This is a genomic window from Prevotella melaninogenica (assembly GCF_018128065.1).
GTDB lineage: Bacteria > Bacteroidota > Bacteroidia > Bacteroidales > Bacteroidaceae > Prevotella.
Genome location: NZ_CP072360.1, coordinates 1,663,173 through 1,689,575 on the forward strand (window position 1 = coordinate 1,663,173; position 26,403 = coordinate 1,689,575).

At 41.7% G+C, this 26,403-nt stretch carries 15 protein-coding genes and 2 pseudogenes; 5 read left to right on the top strand and 12 right to left on the bottom strand.

Translation table 11 applies throughout. The features are described from left to right. Positions 1 to 8 precede the first annotated feature (8 nt). Both J5A56_RS12530 and J5A56_RS12535 read right to left on the bottom strand, forming a co-directional pair. Positions 9 to 731, bottom strand: a complete 723-nt coding sequence (locus tag J5A56_RS12530; protein WP_021671512.1) for a porin family protein — start codon at positions 729 to 731, stop codon at positions 9 to 11. 898 nt (positions 732 to 1,629) lie between these two features. Then, a complete protein-coding gene (locus J5A56_RS12535) occupies positions 1,630 to 2,847 on the bottom strand; it encodes a transposase (protein WP_211815543.1) in 1,218 nt (405 codons plus the stop codon). 151 nt (positions 2,848 to 2,998) lie between these two features. Here J5A56_RS12535 and J5A56_RS12540 point away from each other — a divergent pair, with 151 nt between their 5' ends. Continuing rightward, entirely contained in the window at positions 2,999 to 3,955 is a 957-nt protein-coding gene (locus tag J5A56_RS12540; RefSeq protein ID WP_432757715.1) for an IS982 family transposase, read from the top strand. A gap of 119 nt (positions 3,956 to 4,074) precedes the next feature. On the opposite strand, the pseudogene J5A56_RS12545 reads toward J5A56_RS12540, so the two are convergent. The 4 genes and pseudogenes from J5A56_RS12545 to J5A56_RS12560 form a co-directional block, all read right to left on the bottom strand. Further along, positions 4,075 to 4,578: pseudogene (locus J5A56_RS12545) on the bottom strand (toprim domain-containing protein); the annotation flags it as partial. A gap of 21 nt (positions 4,579 to 4,599) precedes the next feature. Beyond that, positions 4,600 to 6,003 carry a DUF4099 domain-containing protein gene (locus tag J5A56_RS12550; protein ID WP_211815544.1) on the bottom strand — a complete coding sequence of 468 codons (1,404 nt, stop codon included), beginning with the start codon at positions 6,001 to 6,003 and terminating at the stop codon, positions 4,600 to 4,602. A 272-nt stretch (positions 6,004 to 6,275) separates the two neighbouring features. Further along, positions 6,276 to 6,470, bottom strand: a complete 195-nt coding sequence (locus tag J5A56_RS12555) for a hypothetical protein (protein WP_021672620.1) — start codon at positions 6,468 to 6,470, stop codon at positions 6,276 to 6,278. Positions 6,471 to 6,484: 14 nt separating this feature from the next. Continuing rightward, the gene (locus J5A56_RS12560) at positions 6,485 to 9,916 is read right to left on the bottom strand and encodes a leucine-rich repeat domain-containing protein (RefSeq protein WP_036920226.1); all 3,432 of its coding nucleotides are present in this window, start codon (positions 9,914 to 9,916) and stop codon (positions 6,485 to 6,487) included. 336 nt (positions 9,917 to 10,252) lie between these two features. Between J5A56_RS12560 and J5A56_RS12565 the strand changes: the two genes are divergently transcribed. Beyond that, on the top strand, positions 10,253 to 10,567 hold the full coding sequence (locus tag J5A56_RS12565) for a hypothetical protein (RefSeq protein ID WP_021672618.1): 315 nt from the start codon (positions 10,253 to 10,255) through the stop codon (positions 10,565 to 10,567). A gap of 79 nt (positions 10,568 to 10,646) precedes the next feature. Here J5A56_RS12565 and tnpC read toward each other — a convergent pair whose 3' ends face one another. From tnpC to J5A56_RS12585, 4 genes and pseudogenes are all read right to left on the bottom strand, one after another. Next, on the bottom strand, positions 10,647 to 12,347 hold the full coding sequence (gene tnpC, locus J5A56_RS12570; protein ID WP_211815548.1) for an IS66 family transposase: 1,701 nt from the start codon (positions 12,345 to 12,347) through the stop codon (positions 10,647 to 10,649). 63 nt (positions 12,348 to 12,410) lie between these two features. Continuing rightward, positions 12,411 to 12,755 (bottom strand): IS66 family insertion sequence element accessory protein TnpB, encoded by a 345-nt coding sequence (tnpB, locus tag J5A56_RS12575; protein WP_211807225.1) that lies wholly within the window; start codon positions 12,753 to 12,755, stop codon positions 12,411 to 12,413. 226 nt (positions 12,756 to 12,981) lie between these two features. Further along, on the bottom strand, positions 12,982 to 14,439 hold the full coding sequence (locus tag J5A56_RS12580; RefSeq protein WP_211815557.1) for an IS4 family transposase: 1,458 nt from the start codon (positions 14,437 to 14,439) through the stop codon (positions 12,982 to 12,984). 322 nt (positions 14,440 to 14,761) lie between these two features. Further along, positions 14,762 to 14,983 (bottom strand): annotated as a pseudogene (locus J5A56_RS12585) (IS1380 family transposase); the annotation flags it as partial. Positions 14,984 to 15,168: 185 nt separating this feature from the next. On the opposite strand from J5A56_RS12585, the gene J5A56_RS12590 reads away from it, so the two are divergent. Further along, positions 15,169 to 16,572: a C1 family peptidase gene (locus J5A56_RS12590; protein WP_021671492.1), complete on the top strand. Its 1,404-nt coding sequence runs from the start codon at positions 15,169 to 15,171 to the stop codon at positions 16,570 to 16,572. A 216-nt stretch (positions 16,573 to 16,788) separates the two neighbouring features. After that, on the top strand, positions 16,789 to 18,084 hold the full coding sequence (locus J5A56_RS12595) for a histidine-type phosphatase (protein ID WP_036919433.1): 1,296 nt from the start codon (positions 16,789 to 16,791) through the stop codon (positions 18,082 to 18,084). Between the two features lie 474 nt (positions 18,085 to 18,558). Here the strand turns inward: J5A56_RS12595 and J5A56_RS12600 are convergent, their stop codons facing one another. Both J5A56_RS12600 and J5A56_RS12605 read right to left on the bottom strand, forming a co-directional pair. Then, positions 18,559 to 20,178, bottom strand: coding sequence for a RagB/SusD family nutrient uptake outer membrane protein (locus J5A56_RS12600; protein WP_021671490.1), 1,620 nt, complete (start codon positions 20,176 to 20,178; stop codon positions 18,559 to 18,561). Positions 20,179 to 20,210: 32 nt separating this feature from the next. Beyond that, a complete protein-coding gene (locus J5A56_RS12605; protein ID WP_021671489.1) occupies positions 20,211 to 22,946 on the bottom strand; it encodes a SusC/RagA family TonB-linked outer membrane protein in 2,736 nt (911 codons plus the stop codon). Between the two features lie 170 nt (positions 22,947 to 23,116). Between J5A56_RS12605 and J5A56_RS12610 the strand changes: the two genes are divergently transcribed. Continuing rightward, positions 23,117 to 26,284: a glycoside hydrolase family 2 TIM barrel-domain containing protein gene (locus J5A56_RS12610; RefSeq protein ID WP_021671488.1), complete on the top strand. Its 3,168-nt coding sequence runs from the start codon at positions 23,117 to 23,119 to the stop codon at positions 26,282 to 26,284. Positions 26,285 to 26,403 lie beyond the last annotated feature (119 nt).

Here is a 26,403-nt window from a genome sequence, read left to right on the forward strand (position 1 = left end):
CATAAGGGTTAAAGTTTAAAAAGATAGCTGATACTAAGCTCTATGTTCTGTCCATGGGTTGAATGTTCTGCCCAGTTATAGTCATTACGTTCTGTCTTAATGGTAGAGTTCAATCCGTGGAAGTAACGTAAGTCTATAGCCCAGTGGTTGCCTATTTCATATCCAAAGCCACCGCCAACGGCAATATCTGGCTGTCCCGTCAGTTTCTCCTTCATCAGACGTTCCGTCTCTGCGACAGTGGCAAAATGATAGTTTGCAAACTTACTGTCTTCTTGATTACTCTCGTAAGATATGCCCTTACCATTAAGATTGGCTCCCGCACGTCCTCCAATTGAGATATTAAAGCCTTTGTGCCAAGGATAGATCTTCAGCAGAGCAGATACGCCAATGTAATTATAACGAGGTGTAACCTTATAGTTTAACTCCTTATTATCATTATAGACAAGCTGTGATGCCTTCTGCCAATAGCTAAATCCACCTTCAACACCTATGATGGAACCATCGACATGATACTGAGCAAATACACCAACTGTTGGCGTAAACTGCCACTTGTCTTTGAAACTGTAATTGGAATAATAGTCTTCAGGAACAAGGATTTTATCCATTCCTGTGTTGACAGACATGCCGCCACCCAAACGGACACCTAATTTAAATGGTGTTTCCTGTGCAAAAAGATTAGCATTTACAAATAACAAGGTGGCTAGAATACCAATTTTAGAAGTTACATTCATTGTAGTAGTTAGTTTTTAATTTTATGGAGACAAAATTATAAAAAATAATAAGATTTACATAAATATTTTTCTGTTTTAACATTGTATAATAGTAAGCAGGTGGATATCAGTGTTATAGTAAAGAAACTGTTCTTCCGTTAAATGCTTAGACACTTTTCGTATAGTTTTAATAAAAGAACCAAAGATATACATTAAACAAATGAGGGTGTATCAAAATGCAACTTAATAACTTGACAACTCTCAAACTATAAGTAGTTTTTTCCTAAAAGCAAAGAAAAGACCATTTCTTTACTCAAAATCGAGTACAGAAATGGTCTTTTTTAATGAATTGTTTCAAACTGTAAGATTATCAAAATGGTATTTGCATTTTGACACACCCTCTTTTTATTCATCCTCAGACACTGAGAACCTTTTCAGTATAACACGTCGAAAATTTATAGACAAGATGTTAAAAAATTATTACATAAATTCAGATTAAACACCTTAAATAAAGCTAGAAAATACGCATAAAAGGTAAGATTGCAACCAACAGTAAATCAATTGGTTATGAAATCGTGCAAGAAAAGGTGCTTAATTGGACTTCAAAAGGGCGTTAGTAAGACCTCAAAAGAGCATCTATTGCAAGTCAATCAAGCATCTTTTCAAAGCTAAAAGAGCATGTATTGGTTTTGAGTTACATGAAAATAGTTTACAAACGTTGATTAAAATGAGAACAAGTTGTTTGTAAAAGTGGAAAGACATAGTAATGGATAGACATAGTCTTTATTTGCCTTTTCTACATTTTATCTTGTAACTTTACCCACTTTGTAAGACTCAGGTTTTAGATAGTCATACCGTGTAAGTATAAAATCTTTATTCTATTTCCAATCTATGCATTTAACCAATAGTCCGTTAAATATTATGCTGCATCAGCAGCGAAACTAAATATATCATTTATCCTTTCTTTATTTAATGGCGTGTTCGGGCTTTTCTCGAACACGTCAATAATTCGTTGCGCGTAATAGGCATTAATCATCTTCGCTTTAAGGCGACCGATGGACGTACCAAGTTCCTTGCACATAATTTTCGCCACATTAAGTGCTGTGAATGAAGAGTTGAAAGCAAACTCAAGTTTTCTCTTGTCGCGTGCCTGACAATCTGTAAGACCGAGGAATTGCTTTGCGTCGCGAAAGCAAAACTCCTCTTGGAAACGTGTGGTATAGTACTCCATCACATCGCGTCCACTCATGCTCTCATCCGTAGAGAAGTACAGACGGCGGACACCGTTGGGCAACTCGTGGATGACAAGCGACACGACCCTATGCAAGGATTTGCACCATGCCTTGAGCGCATAGGCTGTACCTTTGGTCTCTCCTAAATCAAGCTCATTGCCTTTGGATATGTCGATGTTCCTTACGTCAATCTTATCACCTTTGATACGAGGACGACCGGGCTTTCCTGTGGGTTCCCCATCCCATGTGTAGAACAAGGCAGCATCATGACGCAAGCGGCTCACAACATGGAATCCCATCTTCATTACCTTGTCGATAAAAGGTCTTTTGGAGAAGGCTGAGTCGGTGACAAGAACCTTGCAAATACGCTGTAAGGTTACCTTGTCGTCCTCCAATACTTTGGCATACCAGTCGTATAGGCTCATCTCTTTTTTCTCCTCGCCTTTTTCCAATGTGGTCTGCACCGCCTTGAGCATCATACACTCATGCAGCTCTACATCTATCACCCCGATACCGAGGATCTCAAGTCCATGCTTTACAGCACCTGCACAGCCCGACCAAAACGTACCCACGTATGGGGTATGCTTCCCAGCCTTCTTAATGAAGCTTGGATCAATAACGATGGCATTGCGACCCTTACCCTGCTTGAAGGCGAAAGCACTCAGCCACATATTCATTTCGAGCCAGTTCACGCTGCGCTCTGCCGTCTGCCGATAGCATTGCTCGCCACGCTTTCCATAGCGTCCCATCTGCGTGAAATTACATTTCCTTGGGATGACCATCAAAAGAAAAAGCATTTCCATGACGTTTGTTTGAATACTTTTGTTTAACTTTGCTCCATCTTTAGCACTAAATGCTGCTTTGCAGAGCTTCATATATCGGCTAATCAAGTTGGTTATCAGCATAAACTTTATTGTCTTTTTACATCTATAAAGTTACTGAAATTCAATGAGATAGCCGATTTTATTATGTTATACTTTGTTATATTCTGTTGCCTAATTATTTCTTTCTCAGAGACTTATCATGTTTCCTTTCTGCCACAATTCCTGTTGGCTTTTGGGTAAAAGCTTCGCAAACTGCGAAAATTTAACGGACTATTGTACCAAAGACAAAATTACCGAAATCTTTTGTATTGCAGATGACTTTTGCAAAGAATTTGAGTCAGAAATTGATAAAATAGGGTTTCCCAATGATTCCAAGTGTAAGCATTGCCGCTGTAAATGGCGTATGAGCAAGTCAGAAATTATAACCATAATGATCTGTTTTCATTTTAATTCTTATCGTAACTTTCAACATTATTATATGTTCTTTGTAAAGGAGCATCTTGCAGATATGTTTCCTCATCAGTTATCCTATAATCGTTTTTTGGAGCTTGAAGCTAGAGTATCGGTAGAAATGATGATGTTCTTGCAAATATGTTGTTTTGGCAGATGTACTGGTATTAGCTTTATTGACTCTACCTGTATCCCAGTCTGCCATAATAAACGTATTTACCGCAATAGGGTTTTTAAGGATTATGCTACCAGAGGCAAAAGCACAATGGGTTGGTATTTTGGATTTAAACTGCACCTTATATGTAATGAACGGGGGGAAATTCTCAACTTTATGCTTACCAAAGCCAATGTAGACGATAGAGATGAAGATGTCTTTAATAGACTGACTGACAATGTGTTCGGAAAGTTATTTGCCGATAAAGGATACATCTCTAAGGGACTATTTGAAAAATTATTCAATGATGGGATTAACTTGGTAACAGGTATAAGAAGTAATATGAAAAACAAGTTAATCCCATTATATGATAGACTGCTTTTAAGAAAAAGATCTGTAATTGAAACCATCAATGACGAACTGAAGAATGTAGCTCAATTGGTCCACTCTAGACATAGAAGTGTCCTTAATTTTGCTATGAATGTATTATCAGCAATAGCTGCATATAGCTTCTTTGAAAAGAAACCTGAAATCAATTTAGATTTCTGCATAGAACAACACAGCGGTCAACTTTCTTTGTTCTAAAGAAACAGTTTGCATTTTGAGAAAAAGAATTAGCCTCAATCTAAGACGATAGAGGCTAAATGGGTTATAGGATAAATAAATCAGAGTAATAGAAAGAAACTTATCCCGAGTTCAGGTTAATAGCTTCTGGGTTTGAGATTTGCCATACCCTCACGGATAGCTTTGTCCGTAAGGGAACTTATCAAAAGACGCTCGAAGGGCTTTCTGCAACCAAGATATTGATAGATATAGCGGAAGATGGGTTCACCCTCCCGTCCTGCATCAGTAGCGACAATGATACGATCTGCCTTGTCAAAACAGGAGCGTATCACTTTGAGTTGCTTCAATGCTGCAGGGGCTGATACATACTCCTTGTCCTTACGTACTTGTCGTACCACTAACTGAAAAGGATTGGGACGAATGGGCAGGTCTTCAGCTTTATAGGCAGAAAAACCGTAGGTATCGGGCATGGCAAGGGCTATGAGGTGTCCCATTGCCCATGTAACAAGATACCCGTTACCTTCCAATTGAAAATCGGCGGACGGAGTGGAAGCCAAATATCCGTCCTGCTTGCCATTTGTCCCTACGATGCGGGCAATATCTCTGGCTACCGAGGGCTTCTCGGCAATAATACAAGTTGTCATAGTCGATAATAGAATTAAGGGTTACATCTTACGCCCACGGGACTTCTTCTGTTTGTTCTCGTCCTGCTTCTGCTGTTGGGCTGCAGTGGGCTGTGTTTGCCCGGCCTTTAGCGGTTCGTTCACATGCTTGGTAGCTTCGTTGGTCTTACCATGGTTGTTTACGGCTACCTGTGTCTTGTGTTCTTCGGAAACTGCTACGACCTTTTCCTTGCTGGTTTCCTGCTTCTTGTCGGGATTCCACTTGTAAAAACGTGGGCGGTTTTGCTCCTTGTCCATACGAACGTATGCGTTGAATGGTTGTCCCTGTTTATCCACCATATTCTTTAAATATAGTGTGCGACCGCTATCCAAGGCTTCACGCTGTTTTTCTGACAATTCCAAACCGCAGAGCTTATGCGGTACGCCTTGCTGCTGTGTTTGCTGCTGCCGTTCCTTAAATCCACGGTTGTTGTCGAAGATAAATTCAATGCCTTTCTTCTCTGCATTGACCTGCAATACAGCATCGAAGGACTTGCCACTTTTGGCGGTCATGCCTTCCACTTTCACAGCCTTACCTTCCACAAGGTCTTTATACTGGGCATTGGAAAGGGTAACACCTTTGATTTCCTTGGGAATGTTCACACGGTCAGCACGCAGGGTTATAATTTCGTTGGTCTGCGGATCGTTAGATACGTATGCAGAGAATGGTTCGCCAGTCTTGGGTGTCACTTCGATGGTTTTACCGAGATTGCCCGTAGTGAGAAGTGCCTCCTTTTCTTCGGGAGAGAACTTGTAGTCCATATAGGGAAAGTCAAGCTGTGGCTCTTTGCGGAGTGGATGAACTGCCAAACCAATGTTGCCATTTTCATCGGTACGGAATGCCAGACGGGCATCGGTATAGATGGTGGTATCGCCCATAGGGATAGCGATGGCAACGAGGTTGCTTTTCTGCCAGGAGAGCATCTTTTCTAACTCTCCGCTTTGCTCCAATCGCTCACGGGAAAGACCGAGATTGTCAAGCATCTTCCAATCTACCTTTTCGGGGTCGATAGTGGTGGCATTCTTTTGCTGGGGCAGATAGTCCCCAAAGGGAACGCCCATCTCTTCCAGTTGCTGTTTGCTTTCGGGTTTTTCTCGGGTTTGGAGCATGGTACGGAGATTGTCCACGCCTTGTTCCACATTGTCCGCCAAGACCTTGTACAGCCCGAAGCGAGTCGGGTTATTGAACTGTTTGAGGAAGTTGGTCATGAAGTTTTTGAGAAGTCCATCCCTGTTGTTGAACTTCAAGAACGCTGCTTGATTGGCAACGATGGGTTCGGCAGTTTTGAGGTTTCCCTTGTCGTCAATATCCGATACAACAGAAAGTTTACCCGCTTCCTTTTCGTCTTTTACTTCTGTGCGGTCTTCCAAGACCAGTACATAGTTGTCATTGCTGTTTGATTCCATTGCTTGATAATTTTAATGATGAATACTGTTATCAAGCAGCTAAGTTATAGTAACATTATTAAAGATTTAAGAGTAAAGGAATTAGCGGGAATAGTCAAGAAATAACAGAAAAAAGATGGATATATAAAAATAAAGAAGAAAATGTTTGCTGCGTCCGCAAGTTCTATGTTGAACTTGCGCTGTTCGCAGGGAAAAGGAAAGAGGATATGTCGGAAGTCTTGTTGTGGACTTCTGACACACCCTCTTGCTGTGTGCGATGTGGATGCGTTTACTTACTCATCCCATAAATTGTTTGCTGGCCATGTGCCGCCAGCCTCGTCCTCCTCGAAGAAGTCAGAACCCTTGGCTTCAATCGGCTTAGTTGGATCATAGTTTCCGTCAATACCCGGGCTGGCAATCAGCATGAGGTTTTCACTGTTGATGTGAACCGTCTTTGTGACGGGTGCTAAATATGTTCTTTTTCCCATAATTACCTCATGTTTTATTTGATAATTATCTTGCGTCCGCCCTGGATGTAGACACCACGCTGTGGCTTCTCTACACGCTGGCCGTTGAGATTGTAGTAGACCTTGTCTGCCTCTTTCTCTGTCTCAATCGCTGTGATACCTGTTGCCGAGTTGTCGTCCCAGAACGAGAAGGAAATCTTGGCACCTGCCGGCACACTGCTAATCTTGGCATAAGCCTTGTGGATCGGGAAGGTCGGAATGGTCTGCGTTACTTTCTGGAAGAGGCCGCCCTGCATCACGTACATAGGATCACCTGACGCTGTATAATCAACCTTCTGCGGGTTGACCGTGATACCCGTCATGATGTTGTTGGTAACCGTGCGCTCCACGTTGTCCTCCTCACCGATAGCATAATAGAAGTCTGTCGGGGTAGAAACCTCTTTGAGCACCTTCAACAGCACACCTGTATTGGCTGGTACATAGCCGTACTTGCCCTTTACGCCACCGTTCACGTCAACACTCGTCATGCTTACGTGGTAGTTTGATGTACCGTAGTCGCCGGGACCCTGCTTCACGTCGCTGTTCTTGGCAACGAAAGCACCGATGTCATGCGTATGCTTCTCTGCATAATAAACACCGAAGTCGGTATCAAACTCACGTGCGAATGTGCCGTACTTCTTGCTGATCGTTACACCCGGAATCTTATAGTCAATCTGGTCGATGAAATTGAACAGACTCGGCTGGTAACCATGGGTATCAAGATCATATACCTCCTTTTTCCATTCGCTCTGGTATTTACTAAGTGCAGACTTCTTTACATATATATGAGTTGTAGAAGCAAACTCACTATAATTCTTTTTAGTATCATCCAACTCAAATCGAGTTGTACTCAACATCTTCTTGGTAGGGTTGCTCTCAATGAAGAACACATTCTTCACTGTACTCGTATTATCTGTAATATTGGTAACGAAAGCTTGAGCACCAATGTACTCGATATTCTTTTTCACTACCACTTCCTTCACTGCAGCAGTTGTATTTTGGAATGCGTAGTCACCAATCAGGTTTACATGATATCTCTTACCATTTACAGGATGAGTAACACTTGTAGGTAATACAAAAGTATGGTCTGTGGAGGTTGTTTTAAGCAAATCTGCAACTGTCTCAGAAACAGGAATATACTCTTCATTACCTACAAAGAACGATTGCTCGATAATTCCTCCTTTAAATTTCTTGTAGAAAGGTATGGCCTTATAATTATCATAAAGATCCTTGCGAACATGGATGGTGATGTGCTTAAACATATCAGGGGCATCTCGACCATCATCAAACGACATCTCATTTTGATTTGTATTGATATTCGCAGCAGGAATCACCTTATCACAGAGGAATGTGATCAAACTCAGGTTCTTGCACAAACCGAATGCACGCTTACCAATACTTTCTACCTTATTAGGGATAATAACATTCTTAAGTTTTCGACAATCGAGGAAAGAGTAATCACCAATCTTCTTAATAGAAGGAGGAAGCAAAGTAAACTTGTCATTTGCCTTTCCGGGAGGGAAGATAATGAGCTCTTCCTTATCCTGCGAAAGCAAGTAACCGTCAACGCTTGAGTACACAGTATTTTCCTTATCCACATTAATCTCTGTCAGTTTATCGCAATACTTAAACGCCTCAGGATGAATCTTGGTTGTGTACTTTTCTATCTTAATTTTCTCAAGAGCCCCACAATTACGGAATGCTTCTTTCTCAATTTCCTTCACGTTCTTAGGTATATCGAGACTTTCCAAGCCACAGTCGGCAAAAGCCCCAGAGCCAATTTTTTGAATCACAGCATCCTTATCGAATGTTGCAGTCTTCATATTCGTACATCCGCTGAAAGCATTACGCTTGATATTTGTTACAGATTTGGGCATGTTGAATGACTCGAGGCTCTCTGCATTGGCAAAGGCATTTTCTTCAATGGTTTCCAAATCGCAGTTACCTTCAAACTTAAAGGTCTTCAACTTCTTGTTCGTTGTGAATACATTGGGTCTGATAGTCTTCAGCTTAGAGTTAGCAGGCATGGTGACTGTCTCTAATTCCTTACACCCATTAAACACGTCGTTAAGCTCAGTGATTGTCGCAGGCAGCGTCACCGTCTTCAGTTTTTCGCAACCCCTGAAAGCTGCTTGCTCCAGTGTTGTCGTAGAAGAAGGCTTTTCAAATGTAACAGTCTCAATATTTGACATGTTACGGAATGCAGCTTTACCAACCTTCTCTACAGTTTTAGGGATAGTGATGGATGTTAAGTTGCTGGCTGCCTGGAAGGACTGTGCGGCAATTTCCTTGACGGTTTCCGGAATAGCGTAGCTGGCCCCAGTCTTGCTGGGAGGGTAGAAGAAAAGCTTGTCTTTGATTTTGCTGTAGACTACTCCATCAACAGCAATAAAGTCAGGATTATCATTAGCTACCTTGTATTCATTAATCTTATCACATGCAACAAAAGCACCTTCCTTCAAACCATCCTTTTTCAATCCTGCAGGAATGGTGATTGTTTGAAGATTTCTGGCACCATAGACGGAGTTACTGGTCGTTTTCTCAACTTTGTTCAAGTCAAGTGAGATGATGTTATCAGTATTCATGATACCATACTGACCAATACTTGTAATTTCATTGGGAACTTTGTAATCAACCGTTGTTTTTGCTCTTGGGTAGCAGACCAATTCTTTCTTAGTTTTGTTAAAAAGTACGCCACCATCAACCTTGAATGTTGGGTTATTTGATGAAATTTCAAATTCCGTCAAAGTATTGGTTGTAGCGATAGGAGGATAAACCTGCTCAACCTCCTGCAGCCCTGCCGGCAATACAATTTTCTTGAGTTCTGCATGAGCCGGGAATGCACCACGGTTAATCTTCGTCACATTCTGATCAACGTTGTAAGTGTCACTGTTAACCTTCGTTGCAATAGCTGTAGGAACGTTCCAAAGGGTTTTCTTGTCTCTTGAATAAAGAACACCGTTGTTATCAGACGTAAAGTGTTGATTCCCGTCAGCAACCTCGAAGACAGGGACTGTTCTCAAATCTCCGAATGCAAGGGGGTTTATTGTCTCTACACTTGCCGGAATGTTTATACTCTCTAGATTTGTTGCCCCACTGAAGCAGTTAATTCCTAAGTCTTTTATGGTATTCGGAAGTGTTACAGAGGTTACATCTTTACTGGTATAGCCTCCCTGTGACCCTACTGCAACAACGGTGAAAGTTACGCCCTTATTGTCACCTATTTTTTCAGGGATAACCAATGGACCCGCTTTTTTGGTTGATAAGAATCTTAATGTAGGCTGTACGCCATTTCCATCTGGCTGAATCACCTGATAGTGCGTTTGTTCGTTGTCAAACGAAACTATCTGATCCTTTGTGTATGCCCAAAGGAAATTAGGTATTGCTGTCAAGAGCAATACCATAAATAGCAGTTTTGTTTTTCTCATACTTATGTTATTAATATTAATTTCCATTTGAAATGCGCAGCTTACTCGGTTTGATATTTCTTCTTTAAAAGGCCATAATAGACACTCTTTGCCGGCATCCCAGCCGTTCTGTCCGAATGCATGGTTTCCTGAAATCTGTAAGTCGTCAACACCGTGAGTGCAACAGTAGAAAGTGTTCAGTTTTTTATAAAGTTGTGTGCAAAGGTAGTAATTATTTCTATAATTGCAAAAAATATTAGCTGAAAGGTTAAATCGTGCGGGAATTTACATCTTTTTTGATAACAATGACTATCATTGAAAGCGTGAATTCAACAGGCAAGTGCAAATTTCAGACCGTTGCAAAAGGACAAATATGTTCAGGCAGCAGAAATACTGCGCCCTATTATCAAGTCAGGCAAGCACCAACTTGCTTCCAATGGCGTCCGCGAAGACCAATCCGCTTTCAATATGCTCCGCACAACTCCTACTAATGATGAATATCTATATGTCATCTATGGAGAAAATACGCTCTCACGGGCTTCTTTTGCATTTCCGAAAATAGCCAAGAACTGGGATAATGTCAAAGAGCATGTGGCTTTTAACGCTTTTCGACCGACACGTACTCTTTTAGCTTGTTATGGTGATGAAGACTTGAGAGGAAAAAATCACTAGTTTCTAAGCATCCAAAAATCGCCGTCTTGCCACTTCACAAAAAACCCTTATATGACAGGCTTCATATAAGGGTTCTGTGCTATTTACAGTTTATGGGTAGCAGTTTAACCAATTCCTCATCCTCCATGTCCAGCAAGGGTTTTGCTAATACCTGCCTTAACCACATGTTAGGTTCTATCTTTGCTTCCCTACAACATGCCATGAACGTATAGAAGATGGCATTGTTTTCAGCTCCTTCGTTGTTGCCACAGAAAAGATAGTTCTTCCTTCCTAACGTAATGGGTCTGATGGCTTGCTCCATAAGATTGTTATCTATATTGAAATGCCCATCTTGTACGTATCGGCTGATGCGTATCCATACGGAGAAGGCATAACGCAGAGCTTTCTCCATAGCTTCGCCAGGGAGATACTCCTTGTGTACCTCCTTCATATATGCTTCAAGAGTCCTTAATATAGGATATGCTTTGGATTTTCTTTCAGCCTGAATCTCTTCGTAGCTGGCGTTACTGTGTTTTAAGTTTGCTTCTAACTCGTAGAGTACGGCGATCATCTTAACGATATGGGCAGCATTCTTATCATTTGTCGATAAATGCTCGAACTTTCGCCGGACATGTGTCATACATCCCAAGAGCTCTATGCCTTGAACGTTTTCAAATCTGCTGTAAGCTTCATACCCATCGGATTGTATAGCACCATGATAGCCTTTGAAGAGTTCGTCGGGTACAGCTCCCGATCGTGAACCTTCCTTCCAATGAAAGAAGACCCCTCGGCAGTGCAGTGCATCTCTTACTCCCCACAGATAACCCTTGCGAGTCTTACCCTTACGGTCGGCAACTTGTACGCTTGTCTCATCAACTTGTAAGTAGGGACTCTGTAAAATCAACTTCGCTTGGAGTTTATATAGAGGATATAAAGCGTTAGCAGTGCTGTGAACCCAGCTGTTTATGGTAGAGGTTGGGATGTTGATGCCATGCTCTTTCCATCTGGTGCTTTGTCTATACTCTGGCAAATGATAGACAAACTTTCCTGTGATAATCTCAGCCAGCAGAGAGGCATCGGCAAAACAATCCACAGCTTGCTTCTGTAAAGGAGCTTCCAGTATGTCAATCTTTGCATCCGTGGGTTTTGCATCTTTCAAACGGCAGACGATGCGGTCTTCAACCTTAACATAAAAGCTTGAGGGACGTAAGCACAAGTGTTCTGTCTTATCGTGACCGATGATAACCATACGGTTTTCATCATAACCGTCTGGATAAATCTCAGTAACCACACGCTCTATATCATTAGGAACATAAGAGGCATATGGCTTGCCTTTTCTCGTAGAACGAGCGTTGCGGCTTGCTTCCCTGCGCTGCTTAGCTTGCTTCTCTACTTCCTTGATGATAGTTGGTATTTCCCCCGAAAGTTGTTTACCTTCTTTTGCCCAATCTTTATCAAAGAACGAACCTGCCCAGCCGTTGGGACTCTCAGGTAAACGCTTTTCGCTACGTCTACCGAATACCATACGCTCAAGTTCAAGAATACGTTGAGATTTTCTTGCTAACTCTGCATCCTTTTGCTTAAGCTCTTCGTCCTTTTGCTTAAGTTCTGCATCCTTTTGCTTAAGTTCAACATCCTTAACCTTGACCTCTGCATCTTTTTGCTTAAGTTCAACATTCTTGCTCTTAAGTTCTACATCCTTACTTTTAAGCTCCATATCTTTCTGCTCAAGGAGATTTATAAAATCTTCTCGAGTTAAAAAATGATAGTTAGACGCAGTCTTATTGTTGGATGTATTCATCAGAAAGCCAGTTATTTATATGACACAAAGGTACGAAAAATATCTGGATTTTGCAAGAAATTTCTAAGGTTTATTGTAACGTTTTCTTCGATAACAATGAGGATTTATACCTTCTATATAAAGGACCAATTCATCCCATCGAAGTTCATAAAATCCCTTGGTTTGCTGCATGATTTTACCACTTAAACAACCCTGTGCCATCTGCTTGTGGTATACGACAAAACCACATCGTTCCCAATGAAGCAGCTTGATACGATTGCGAGAACGATTATAAAACACATAGACACAACCATCAGACGGGTTAAAATCGTTACCACGTACGAATTGACATAATCGAAGCATCCCCTGGCGCATATCCACAGGAGAACAACAAACCCGATAAACATTTGTTTCATTCAGTGCAAACATCTTTTTTGTGCAAAGGTAGCAACAATGCGGTATCCACAAAAGACGGCGAATTTTGGATGCTTACGGTCCATTTACAAAATAAAGTTGTATACTTCTGTTTGACAACGTATAACAGTGACAAGCCATCAGTCTATAATATGACTAAAGTTTCCCACCCCTCTATTTTATGGGTATTTCAACCAAACTGCTTTGCGAATACCCATGAATGTGAGCCGTTAACACTTGTCTAAAATATGTTTACGGTTGTGAGCTTTTCTTGTTGCCTGTCTTCCAATGCTTTGACCATAATCTCAAAGTTGTTCCGCATTTCTGAGTCGGTGACTATTAACTGCCCTATCTCACTAACAGAGAACCCAAGAACGTCACAAAGAGTAGCAAGCAACCTCTCTATGCACTTCAGCACACGATGCCATAACGTAAGTGCCATGACATCTTCTTCCATGTCAGCAAACAATTCACCCATGGTCTCATACTTTGACATCCGTTTTTCTAACGACATCACGATATATGTAATGTAGCAGAGCGTTGCATCAGCAATCTGACCATCAAAGTCTCTCCCCATGTATGAGCCGAGTCCGAGATGTCCCTTTGTCTCCTTGTTGACCACTTCAATGTTCCATCGTATCTGGTATAACTCGAAGGCACGCACAAAGCTTATCGATAGATCCGTACTAAGCATGATATTCCAAGTCTGTCGACGTCCATATCTAATCAGGTATATCCTGACTGGTATATTCCCCAAACAACCCCTCAACTCAATGTACTGACACTTGTACTTTCGGCAGCATTTGGTACGTCTTGCATACATTGCTACGAGCTCAGCGGCATTGTGTCGCTTATTCTCCACAAAGTACTTTGTCTTTCCCATCTTTGCAAGACCAATGTAGTGTATAGCTCCGTTGCCTACTCTCCTGATTTCCTCAATGAACTTCTCGCAGGCAAACCAACTATCCGCCAAGGCATAATGGGGATGAATACCACTCTTCCACATGCGCTGGAGCATCCTTATGGCTGAGTCCATCTTGCTCATACCGCACTCTTGATTCCGCTCATACGCTGGGCTCTCTTTCATGCGTCTCTTGGAGAATCTGCTGCGGAGTGCCTTCTTGCCAAGTCCACCGTCCCCTTTCTTTCCTAATTCCTCATGGATGGAGAAGTCGAACGGCAGAGAGGACTTACCATCGAAGAACAGGCACAAAAGAAGCTTGTAGCCTAGGACATAGTTCATTCGCACATGGTCAAAAACCTTGGTGATATGCTCAAACTTCTTACCAGTCTTTTCCAAGGTTGTATCGTCAAATATGACACAGGAGTTTTCGCTCTCTGTCTGAATGCCATTCTTCCGGAGAATGCATTCAAAACGAAGAACAGTATAGCTAAGCAAACGACGCCAATTCATTGTCTGCCTGATCATCATACGATAATAGCAGTTCTTTCCAGTGGTGAGAAGATGGTAGAAATTCTTCTTGTATATGGAGTGTATCGTCTCACCATTAATACGGAAAAGACAAAGGGAAAGAATCAGTTGAACAGCGGAGATACCATCGTGTTTCTCCAAAGAAAGCCTACAGAGTAGACGTCCAAGACCAAATTTTGAGAAAAGTGAGAGAATATCGCTATTCATCTTACTTTTAACACTTAAAAGCTTGGATATCTCGCTTAAATTGTCTAATTTTGCATCCATAACAGTTACTCTTTAATTTATTGATAATCAATGTAATAAAGCACTACAAAGTTACCAATAATTATTGAGAAACTGTTATTTTAAGCCAACTTTTTGAGGGTGGGAGACTTTAGTTTAATGATTATATATAGAAGTCCACTTTCCTCTCTCTCCGCTGATAGGCTTCAAAAGGACTTCACAAAGGTTGTCAATTTAATCTTCAAAAATTAGATAATCGTTGTAAAATCAATATTTTACAACGTTTTTCTTTGTATATACCCCTATCGTATGACTGCATAACCCTATGTTTTGATGATCATTCTTCGGTCAATTTCTGCTATACAATAAGCGCATTGATGTCTTCAAGACTTTCTCCACCACAAAGGTAACTGAAGAAAAGAGAACCGAAAAAGCTTCCATGACTGAATGCTTTATCGCTGCTACCACGTTTGCCCAAGAAAGATTCTGTGAGTTTTTCAAAGCCCAACTTTGAAAATACGTCCATAATATGATAAATTCCACCGAAAGAAGTGATATTCTCGTTTTTAATTGCTACCTTTGTCATGTCAGATTATTGCTTGCTTTTTAGGTTTATAACACTAAGATAGGTGAACTTTCTGGCATCTCCAAGTGTTTTGAGTACTTTGTTGCTCAGGAGTTTGGGTTTCCTACAAGATTTTACGCTGCGAAATCAAGTCTTTGTAGAAATCGAGTTTGTTAATAACCCTTTACCTTATAATATAAAAAACAATGAAGAAGAATATGTTAATTGCTTGTGGCTTGTTGGCTTGTGTACTCACACTTCAGGCACAGACGAAAGATGGTGGTATTGATGCGCAGATGATGCAGCAGATTCAGAAGGCTGGATTAACTACATCCGATCGTGCTTTATCGAATGCAATCGCCACAAACTCTATTGATGACCTTGCTCGTAATTTTCGCAACTCAGGACCTGTGGACACCTATTTCAGTGTAGAAACACCGAAACAGAACATTCAGGACCAGAAAAGTTCGGGTCGTTGCTGGCTCTTTACGGGATTGAACGTGCTACGTGCTAACTTTGCTCATCGTCACAAGGATACGCTGAAGGTGGAGTATTCTCACGTTTATCTCTCTTTCTATGACCAGTTAGAGAAGGCAAACTTGATGTTGCAGGGGGTGATTGACAATGCTGGAAAGCCATTTGAGGATACACGCGTGCAGTTCTTCTTTAAGAATCCTATCAGTGATGGTGGTACGTTCTGCGGTGTTTCGGACTTGGTTGAGAAGTATGGTGTTGTTCCAATGGAAGTGATGCCAGAGACTTATTCGGCTGAAAACACCTCTCGAATGGCAAAGATTGTGTCATCAAAACTGCGTGAATACGGTCTCGAACTGCGTAAGATGGTTGCCGACAAGAAGTCAAAGGCTGCTATCAAGGCACGTAAAACAGAGATGTTAGGCAGTATCTATCGCATTTTAGTGCTTTCTTTGGGCGAACCAGTAAAGACTTTCACCTTTGCTTTCAAGGATAAGAACGGTAAGCAGATTGGTAAGGCAAAGACCTATACACCGCAAGAATTCTATAAGGAGACTGTGGGTGGTCCACTCAATGGAACCTTTATTATGGCAATGAACGACCCACGTCGTCCTTATTATAAGACATACGAAATTGAGTACGACCGCCATACATACGATGGTCATAACTGGAAATATGTGAATCTCCCAATGGAAGATATTGCAAAGATGGCAATCGCTTCGTTGAAGGATTCAACAAAGATGTACACCAGTTATGATGTTGGTAAGCAGCTTGATCGTAAGCGTGGTTATCTTGATCTTGATAATTATGATTATGCTACGCTTTTCGGAACAACATTCCCTATGAATAAGGCTGAACGTATTGCAACTTTCGATAGTGGTTCTACGCATGCAATGACACTCACAGCAGTAGACTTAGATGAGAATGGTCAGCCAAAGAAGTGGAAGGTGGAGAATTCTTGGGGTGCTACTTATGGTCAAAATGGCTGTTTAATTATGAGTAATCCTTGGTTCAATGAATATACTTTCCGTTTGGTTGTAGACAACAAATATGTTCCTGAGAACATTATGAAGGTTGCCCAGCAGAAACCAATTATGGTTGTTCCTGAGGACCCATTGTTCCAAGAGGATATGTAAAGACCTCCCCCGGCCCCTCCAAAGGAGGGGGAGGGCAGGATAGGATTAGAGAGAAATGAGGATGTGTTAATAGGCACATTCTCATTTTCTTTTATTACCTTAACCTCCGAAAATTATGAAAAATGCTTATCTTTGTAGGATAGGATGAAATCACCCTGTACGTTCATGGCGTTTTGTTTTCGTCCTTATAAGAATATAAAACAAATTTATTACGATATGAGAAAACAAATCACTCTGCTGTGTATGATGGCTTTTCTGTCTTCGTTACATGTGACAGCACAGTCATTCAGAAAATATATTGATGCGAAGCCAGAACTATCTGCAAGTAATGGGGTAGCCTATCCTACGCCTTCAGGAAAACTTACGCCACCTCCTGCTGGCTATGTCCCAGTCTATATCTCTCACTATGGACGGCATGGCTCACGTTATCCTTTATCACGGCAAGACTATACTCGACCGCTGCAGGTGCTTGAGCGAGCTGATTCGGCAGGCGTACTCAGTGAGAAAGGTAGGGAAACAATGGGTAAGATATGTCGTATGTATGCTGAGTCATACAAGCGTTGGGGAGAGTTGACACCATTGGGTGCTGAGCAGCATAAGCAGATTGCACGACGAATGTTTAAACGTTTCCCATCTGTATTTCGTGATTCTGTGTGGGTGGATGCCAAGTCAACGGTGGTTATCCGTTGTATTCTATCCATGGAGAATGCCCTACAGGAACTCTTGCGACAGAATCCTCATTTGCGAATTCGCCATGATGCGAGTGAGCATGATATGTATTACATGAACTTTTCAGACAAGAAACTTGCTCAACAAAAGGAGAGTGAGGAGGTCAAAGAAACTATGAAGGATTGGGAGAAACGCAATATGAATTATCAGCCATTGATGTCCCGCCTTTTTAAAAATGCTGATTATGTTAACAAGAATGTCAATGCAGAGCAGCTGATAACCGACCTCTTTAGCCTTGCTGGTTTCGTGCAGAACTCGGATATACGTTATTCGTTATCGCTATATGATATTTTTACGCCTGATGAACGTTATCGTCTTTGGCAGCGAACCAATGTTTGGTGGTATCTACACTTTGCAGGTGCACCTCAGAGTGGTGCTAAACAGCCTTTCTCTCAGCGTAATCTCTTGCGTAATATTATCACTGAAGCAGATTCTTGTCTTGCGCTTCCACATCCAGGAGCTACACTTCGCTTCGGACATGAAACAATGGTTATGCCATTGGCCTGTCTGCTCGATTTAAATGGAAGTTACGTACAAGTGTTTCAGGTTGATAGTCTTGAAGCAAAGGGTTGGATAGGTTCACGTATTTTCCCGATGGCAGCTAATATTCAGTTTGTGTTCTATAAGAACCCAAAGAACCCAAAGGCAGACGTTCTTGTAAAGGCACTGCTCAATGAGGAAGAAGCGACGCTACCATTGCCTTCGACCTCTAAATCTTATTACTATAAGTGGAGTGATTTCAGACGTTTCTTTTTGAATCTGATTAATAGTTATCATGATTAGTAACCTATTAGTTAGGGTTCTTCCGAATTATGAAGTGATAGTTTAAACCTATTATATAATAAAGCACACAGCGAGGCTCTAAGTTCCTTGCTGCAAACTTAGAGCCTCGCTGTGTGATATTTCTTAAGATTCTAAACGCAGGATGCAAACCTTATCACTCCAAACTCCTTTAGGTTTGTCCAGATTTTTTCATATATCGATTTTGTAAAGACCACCAAATGGTTTGCAATTAACGCCCAATTGGCTTGCAAAAGGTGCCCTTTTGAGGTCTTACTAACGCCCTTTTAGGACCTTATTAAGCACCTTTTAAAACCTCTTTTTACAACTACTTGATAACAAGTAACTTACGAAGGTGCTAAAATAACTCGCTTTTAAGGCATTTTTCTACCTTTTTCTCGAATATTTTGTCAATATCTTTCTTAACCTTGCAGCGTTAAACCTCACACAGATGCATGGAGCTGCCAGAGGTTTTATTTAGCGTTGATAACCTTTATTCTGTTTCAATTTTTCGTTGAGGTCTAATGCACGTGATGGGATAGGGAAGACGATAGTATGACGGTCGGCTTCTGTTTCGGGTGCAGTACGAAGGTCATAGGACTGATGGAAACGATTGAAGCGGATGAGGTCATTACGACGCCAGCCCTCCCACATAAGTTCCATCAGGCGTTCAGCAAGAATGTTATCTAATGTAGCAGTTCTATTTCCCATGCCACTACGGCTGCGAACGAGGTTGAGTTCAGTATTACCACTCTCTCCGTTGCGTACAGCAGCTTCAGCCTTCATTAGCAATACATCGGCATAACGGAAGAGAACAATGTCGTTGTCTGGGCTTTTACCATCGTTAAAGGCGTTGCGGTCCACCTCATATTTAGCCATTCTTGCCCCTGCCGTCTTAATATATGGGCTGTTAGTGAGATTTAACTCTACAGCAAGTGGCATATAAACAAGTGGTTTGCCATCCTCTAAATATATGATATTTCCATCTACCCGAACAGTGTCAGAGTAGAGGTTATAAGCATATCGCTTATCAACATTACTGGTACCATAGCCGAAAGTCTTCACTGTTGAAATAGTTGCGCAGGCTCCATTCTCAGAGCTTGTACCGAAGGCACCGCCATGTGAGTAGTGACGAGAGCGGAAGAGATACTGGAATTGGCTCTTGTAAAGGTGTTTGTCGAGTGGGATAGTAAAGATATTCTCTGGTGAATTCTCGTTGTTAACAGAGAAGTTGCTGAGATAATTGGCTGCTAAGGTAAAGCCATCAGCAGTCACCTTATCGCAGTAATATTTGCAGGCTTGCCATATATTCATCTGCTGACCATTGATAGTAAAGTAGGTTTGCTTACCATTAGGTTGTTGATTATCTGTCCAATCAGCATCAGAATAAACCTCCCCATTCAGCATCAACTTAGCAAGAAGGAAGTTGGCTACAGAACGTGTTACACGTCCATAGTTCTTGCCAAGAAGGTTACTATGACCTGTCGGAAGCAGTGGGGTGACTTCTTGTAGTTCTTTTACAATAAACCGATATACCTCAGGGCGACTTGCTTGTTCTACGTTTTCAGTACTTTCGTCAGCCGTAGTTACTAATGGTATATTTCCAAACATATCCATAAGGTAATAGTAGTATAAGGCACGGATAGCCCTAACCTCAGCCCTATAAGCCTTGTACTGCTCATCTGTAAGCAGTTGTTTATGTTTGTCGATAGTTGTAAGTGCATCATTACTGAATACAATTACTTTATAGAGATATTTCCATGTATCGTAGAGCGGTTTACTGTCTTCTGCCCAGTTATGAGTATATAAATCAGCCCAAAACCCTCCATCATACCAGTCTCCACCACGGACAGGTATGATTGCTTCATCGGTTGTGAACGTATTATAATCATATACACCACGATAAGTACCTTGTAATCCCTCACTGTCTTTATCACTTCCTATGTAGTTATACAAAGTAGCTACAGTATTGACATATACATCTCTATCTGTCGTGTAGGTATGTTGTTCATCGAGGCTGTCTTTGCTATTCTCGTCCAGACAACCAGTTAACGTGAGGATGCTAAAAAAAAGTAGAGGTCGAAGTAAGTATTTCATTTAGAATAGTATGCTTTGTTGTAATCAATTGCTTAGAACTTAATGCTTACTCCGATAGAGTAAGTACGATAAGGGGGATAGGTGCGCTTGTCATCAATACCTAAGGTGTTATCCACTACATAGCTATTAATAATCGGTGTCAAACCACTATAGCTTGTAATTGTTGCGAGGTTATTGATGCTGAAAGATACACGTAATGAGCTGATATATTTGTTTCTAACGGGTGTGTTCCAACCGATTGTAAGATAATCGAAGTTCAGATAATCACCACGTTCCAACCAATAGTCAGTCACGTTTTGATCAACGATATTGCGTGCTGGAGCTTCTGCAAGGACGTTATAGTCTGGGAAATTCGACATATTCAGATAAGAAAGGGCTGTACCATTAAATATCTTATGACCAAAAGCACCATTCATCTGCAAAGAGATGTCGAAGACTTTGTATCTGAAACTTATGTTTGAACCCAAAGTCATCTTTGGTGTAGCCTGTCCTGCAACATATCTGTCACCATGGTCACTGAGGTCGATTACGTTATCATTATTCAAATCTGCAATGTCGTATTTGTTGTGTCCATGTCCGTTGTCAACGATTCCTTTGCAATGAGGAAGATAGAAAACACCTAACGGTTGACCTACTATCTGATAAATAATATCATTATAACCGCCATGGAAACCGGCACCATTCATGCCACCGATAGGAGTAATATCTGATGCTGTCATATCCCTTCCATTGAGTTTGCCATTGAGGGAGAGGAGTTTATTCTTTTGCCATGCCATATTAATGTTGACATTGAGTTCCATGTCTTTCTTTGAGATAGGAACGATGCCTATGCCCAACTCAAAACCACTATTAGACATTGAACCGATATTTGCCAGCAGCTTATCAAAGGCAAAAGTTGGTACTGGTACGTCATATTCATAAAGCATATCAGTTGTCTTAGAATAGTAATACTCTGCTGTGAGCAATAATCGATTTTTGAAGAAACCGAGGTCAGCACCAATATTAAAGGTGCTACGTGTTTCCCAACGTAGGTCAGGATTACTATTTCGTAGGGTACCCATTGTGACCGTTGGTGTTCCATTATATGGGATTAAACCAACCGGAATATACTGTTTTAAAGTCAGATAAGAACTGATTCCACCAAGGTTTCCTGACTGACCATAGCCTGTTCGTAAGTTCAGAAGACTAATGCTCTTATTGTTACGTAGGAAACTTTCTTTCTTCATATCCCAAGTCGCTGAGATAGAAGGGAAGATGCCCCATGTATGGTCTTTGCCAACCATTGACGAACCATCTGCACGTGTTGTCAGATTCAGTGTGTATCGGTCGAGTAGTGTGTAGGTAAGTGTACCCATAAAAGAGGCAAGACTTGGGTCAGCATAACTACTACCAGTTCCTCCATAAGGACGGTCAGAAGCAGCCCCAAGATTGTCATAACCAAAGTAATTGTTGGTTAATCCCTTTACTTGTGTCCAAAAAGCTGCTATCTTTTTCTTCTGATATTCAGCAAGAATGGTGGCAGATAAATTGTTAATCCCCCAACGATATTTCCAATCAAGAGAGATGTTACCTAACATATCTTCGGTCTTTCGTTCTCCTCTATATGCTAATCCTTGCGCCCATACCCATGTCGGAGCAAATCGTCCGTTCTCCGTTGAGGTGTAAGAATAGGAACCTAAGGCTGCTAACTGAAGGTTATGTGTTAGCTGTAAGGACAACTGCAGATGTGAATTGAACGTAAGATTCTTTTCATCGTTACGCTCAAACAGCAATGGTTCTGTCGGTCCTATCTGTGATGCATTGCCATTCCTCTGCCAGCCGTTTCCTGTTTTGTGGAATGGGAGTGTTGGATTCATTGCGGCGATAGAATAGGAAAGTGCCTGAAGATCGAATATCTTTTCATCTTGTTGGGATGATCCGAATACACCAAAGTCTATCTTTAACTTCTCGTCAAAGGCAAACTGCGAGATATCCAACTTAGCCATGAAGTTATTGTAATCCTTAGTTTTTATAACCGTCTGTCCACGCACATAGCCTAATGAGGCACGATAGTTGGATTTGTCACTACCTCCACTAAAAGCCACATGATGTGAATTGACAAATCCTATTCGTACTATTTCTTTCTGAAAATCAGTGTCATAACCTTTGTCAACGTAATCTAACCCTAAAGCTTTTGCAGCACTAATATACTCTGCTGCATTCAGCATACGAAGACGTTTGTATACTTTATCAAAGCCTACTGCTCCATCATAATAAATCTGGAACTTACTACCATTTCCACGCCTTGTCTTTACCTCAATAACACCCGATGCTCCTCGTGAACCATACTTAGATGTTTCTGACGCATTTTTAAGAATAGTAAAGCTCTCTATATCAGCTGGGTAAATAGTAGATAGCGTTGCCAAATCACTTGAAACACCATCAATGAGGACCAGAGGGTCGTTACCACCAGTAAGTGATGTGGTACCACGAACGCGCACACTCGTCAACATTGCCATACGGTCCTGACCATTCGTAACGACATTTACACCGACAGCTTGTCCTGAAAGGGCATTGATAGCAGAATTAACTAAACCTTTATTCATCTGCTTTTCACCCACTTTTGCCATTGAGCCGATAACAGGAAGGGTGTCATTGACGAGGAATAATGGCTGCCTTTGCTCTGTAGTGATCGCTTTATGTCGTCTCTGTGCATTGGCAACATCTGTAACACCAATTACCAAAAGGCAGCAAACAAGAGAGCGGGTTAGAATGTATTGTCTATTCATGTTAGGATGCAATAAATGTTATTTATACTGATTATCCAAGCAAATATACATATTTTTCGGGAGATAAATCGGTGATTACAGTTTTTTTTGTTAATTTTGTTGTGTTATCCTTTTATATACTCTTTTGTGAGTTGAGGAACTTAAAGATAGAAACCTAATTTATCATCAATATGGAAAAGCTTTTTCTAACGGCTTTGCTGATGGGCATGTCTGTGTCTGCAGTTCATGCACAGAAAACCACAGTTGAGCCTACTTTCACCGAGTGGCATGACCTTCAGGTGAATGCCGTCAATCGTTTTGCAACACATACAGACTTTTTTGCCTTCGCACCGACTGAGAATGTGCACAGTACGAAGTTTGATATGAAGCAATCAGCTAACTATCTTTCGCTCAATGGAGATTGGAAGTTTAATTGGGTTGAGAATGCCGATCAACGTTCAACCGACTTTTTTCGCACTGATTTTGACGATTCTCAGTGGAAAACCTTCCCCGTTCCTGGTATCTGGGAGGTGAATGGCTATGGCGACCCTGTCTATGTGAACATCGGTTTTGCATGGCGTGGTAACTTTAAGAACAACCCTCCAGAGGTTCCTATTAAGGAAAATCACGTAGGTTCTTATCGTCGTACTATTCGTATACCAGACAACTGGGATGGTAAACAAGTTATTGCTCATTTTGGCTCTGTAACGTCTTGTGTATATCTGTGGGTGAACGGTAAGTTCGTAGGTTACAGTGAAGACTCTAAGATTGGACCAGAGTTTGATGTAACAAAGTACCTCAAGAAGGGCGAAAACCAGTTTGCTTTTCAGGTGTTCCGTTGGTCAGATGGCAGCTATTGTGAGGATCAGGACTTCTGGCGGCTCAGTGGTGTTGCTCGCGATAGCTATCTCTATGCTCGCGATGCAAAGCAGCACCTGAAAGATATTCGTGTAACACCCGACCTCGTCAATGACTATAAGGATGGTACACTTAGTATCAATCTCCAACTTGCTGGTAGCACAAAGGCGTTCTTAATATTGGAGGATGCAGATAATAATCTTGCAGCTAAGACCGTCGTCACAGCTGATAAGGCAGGACAAGCAAAGGCTTTTATGGAACTTAGAAACCCTAAGAAGTGGTCGGCTGAGACTCCTTACCTCTATAACCTCTATGTTAATGTAGAAGATGCTAAGACGAGCAAGGCTATCGAGACTATCCCACTCAAGGTTGGTTTCCGCAAGGTTGAAATCAAGAATGCGCAGGTATTGGTTAATGGTCAACCTGTTCTCTTCAAGGGAGCTAACCGTCATGAGATGGACCCAGACGGTGGTTATGTTGTGACACGTGAGCGTATGATTCAGGATATTAAGCTGATGAAGAAGCTGAATGTCAATGCTGTACGCACTTGTCACTATCCAGACGACCCTATCTGGTACGACCTTTGCGACGAGTATGGACTCTACGTTGTTGCTGAGGCTAATCAGGAAAGCCACGGCTTTGGTTACAGCAAGGATGCTATATCGGGCAGTCCGCTCTTTGCCAAGCAGATTATGGAACGCAATCAGCATAATGTCGGAACAAAGTTTAACCACTCAAGCATCATTTTTTGGAGTCTTGGTAACGAAACTTGTTATAGCAAGAACTTTGATGATGCATACGATTGGATTAAGTTACAGGACCAGAGTCGCCCTGTACAATATGAGCGGGCAGAGCTAAACGGCTATGCTACGGACATCTTCTGCCCAATGTACTATTCTCCAAAGGCTTGTGAGGATTATTCAAAGAACGCAAAGTACACTCGCCCTCTTATCCAGTGCGAGTATAATCATACGATGGGTAACTCAGGTGGTAACTTGAAAGACTACTGGGACCTTGTACGCAAGTATCCTAAGTTCCAAGGTGGATTTGATTGGGACTTCGTAGATCAAGGCTTACATCGCAATCCTAATTTTGACGCTTCTCGCTCTTTGGAAGATTATGAACGTGCGGCTGATGCTGCCAATGTGAAGACCGAATACACATACGGTGGTGACTACAATAAGACGGACCCATCAGATAACAACTTCAACTGCAATGGTATGATTGGTCCTGACCGTCAACTAAATCCACATGCCTATGAGGTTGCATACGAATATCAGAATATTTGGGCACACCCCATCGACCTCAAACAGGGTAAGATTGCTGTTCATAACGAATACTTCTTCCGTGATCTTAGCAACTATCGTATGGAGTGGAGCCTTGTTAACGAGGGTAAGGTTGTTGAGAAGGGTACGGTTGACCAACTTAATGTGGCACCACAGCAGACTGTTGAATACACATTGCCTATTGCTGGTAAGGAGTTTGATGGCGAAGTGTTGTTGAATATTGACTTTAAGTTGAAAACTGCTGAACCACTGATGGCAGCTGGTCAGACTGTTGCCGAAATGCAGATGGAGGTACAGCCTTGGCAGCCAATGCCTAAGATGGAGCCTGTTGTCAAGCAAAAGATAAAGGTCACAGACAATGTGAAGGACAGCTTTGTTCGCTTTACTGGCAATAACTTCGATATCACTTTCGATCGTAAGACAGGTTTCCTTAACAGTTATAAGGTTGATGGTCGTAGTTTTTTGGGTGAAGGTGGTACTTTGAAGCCTAACTTCTGGCGTGCTGTGACAGATAATGATATGGGAGCCAATTTCCAGAAGCGTCTGTCAGTTTGGAAGAATCCTACGATGACACTGAAATCACTGCAGGTTGAGAAGAAGATAAATAGTCTCACAGCGGTGTATGAACTACCAGAGGTTGGCGGACAGCTGTGCCTCGTTTATCATGTTGCAATGGATGGTGCGCTCCATGTTAGTATGGATATGGAATTTAAAGAAGGTAGCAAAGCTCCTCAGCTTCCTCGCTTCGGTATGTTGATGCAGTTGCCTTATGAGATGGATAAGTCAGTGTTCTACGGTCGTGGACCTATCGAGAACTATGTTGACCGTAAGCTTTCTCAGCGCATCGGACGCTATGAGCAGACTGCTGATAAGCAGTTCTTCCCTTACATCCGTCCACAGGAGACAGGTACGAAGAGCGACATTCGTTGGTGGCAGCAGACTGATAGCAGTGGTCGTGGTTTCCGAGTATTGTTTGATGAGGCTGCTTTCTCTGCCAGTGCATTGCACTATAACATCTCTGACCTTGATGAGGGAAGTGAGAAGCATCAACGTCATAGCTATCAGGTGCCACTGTCTAAGTACACTAATCTCACTTTGGATGGTGCAATGATGGGTGTGGGCGGTATTGATAGCTGGGGTTCTGAACCACTGAAGAAATATCAGTTGCCAGCTGAAAATCGTGCTATGCACTTCTGGATTATACCAGTGTTCTAAGTTGATAGACATATCTTATAAAATAGAAAACGCCTTTGCAGGAGTTCTGCAAAGGCGTTTTTTTGTTTAATATCCATACAGTCAGCATACCTATCATTGGCAGTGTCTAAATTCTTTTC

Bases quoted from the DNA above. Each gene is read 5' to 3' on its own strand.
- J5A56_RS12600 (WP_021671490.1), bottom strand. From the start codon at position 20,178: ATGAAATACTTACTTCGACCTCTACTTTTTTTTAGCATCCTCACGTTA.
- tnpC (WP_211815548.1), bottom strand. From the start codon at position 12,347: ATGAATACATCCAACAATAAGACTGCGTCTAACTATCATTTTTTAACT.
- J5A56_RS12535 (WP_211815543.1), bottom strand. From the start codon at position 2,847: ATGCTGATAACCAACTTGATTAGCCGATATATGAAGCTCTGCAAAGCA.
- J5A56_RS12595 (WP_036919433.1), top strand. From the start codon at position 16,789: ATGAGAAAACAAATCACTCTGCTGTGTATGATGGCTTTTCTGTCTTCG.
- J5A56_RS12605 (WP_021671489.1), bottom strand. From the start codon at position 22,946: ATGAATAGACAATACATTCTAACCCGCTCTCTTGTTTGCTGCCTTTTG.
- J5A56_RS12560 (WP_036920226.1), bottom strand. From the start codon at position 9,916: ATGAGAAAAACAAAACTGCTATTTATGGTATTGCTCTTGACAGCAATA.
- J5A56_RS12550 (WP_211815544.1), bottom strand. From the start codon at position 6,003: ATGGAATCAAACAGCAATGACAACTATGTACTGGTCTTGGAAGACCGC.
- J5A56_RS12580 (WP_211815557.1), bottom strand. From the start codon at position 14,439: ATGGATGCAAAATTAGACAATTTAAGCGAGATATCCAAGCTTTTAAGT.
- J5A56_RS12590 (WP_021671492.1), top strand. From the start codon at position 15,169: ATGAAGAAGAATATGTTAATTGCTTGTGGCTTGTTGGCTTGTGTACTC.
- J5A56_RS12530 (WP_021671512.1), bottom strand. From the start codon at position 731: ATGAATGTAACTTCTAAAATTGGTATTCTAGCCACCTTGTTATTTGTA.
- J5A56_RS12610 (WP_021671488.1), top strand. From the start codon at position 23,117: ATGGAAAAGCTTTTTCTAACGGCTTTGCTGATGGGCATGTCTGTGTCT.
- tnpB (WP_211807225.1), bottom strand. From the start codon at position 12,755: ATGTTTGCACTGAATGAAACAAATGTTTATCGGGTTTGTTGTTCTCCT.
- J5A56_RS12555 (WP_021672620.1), bottom strand. From the start codon at position 6,470: ATGGGAAAAAGAACATATTTAGCACCCGTCACAAAGACGGTTCACATC.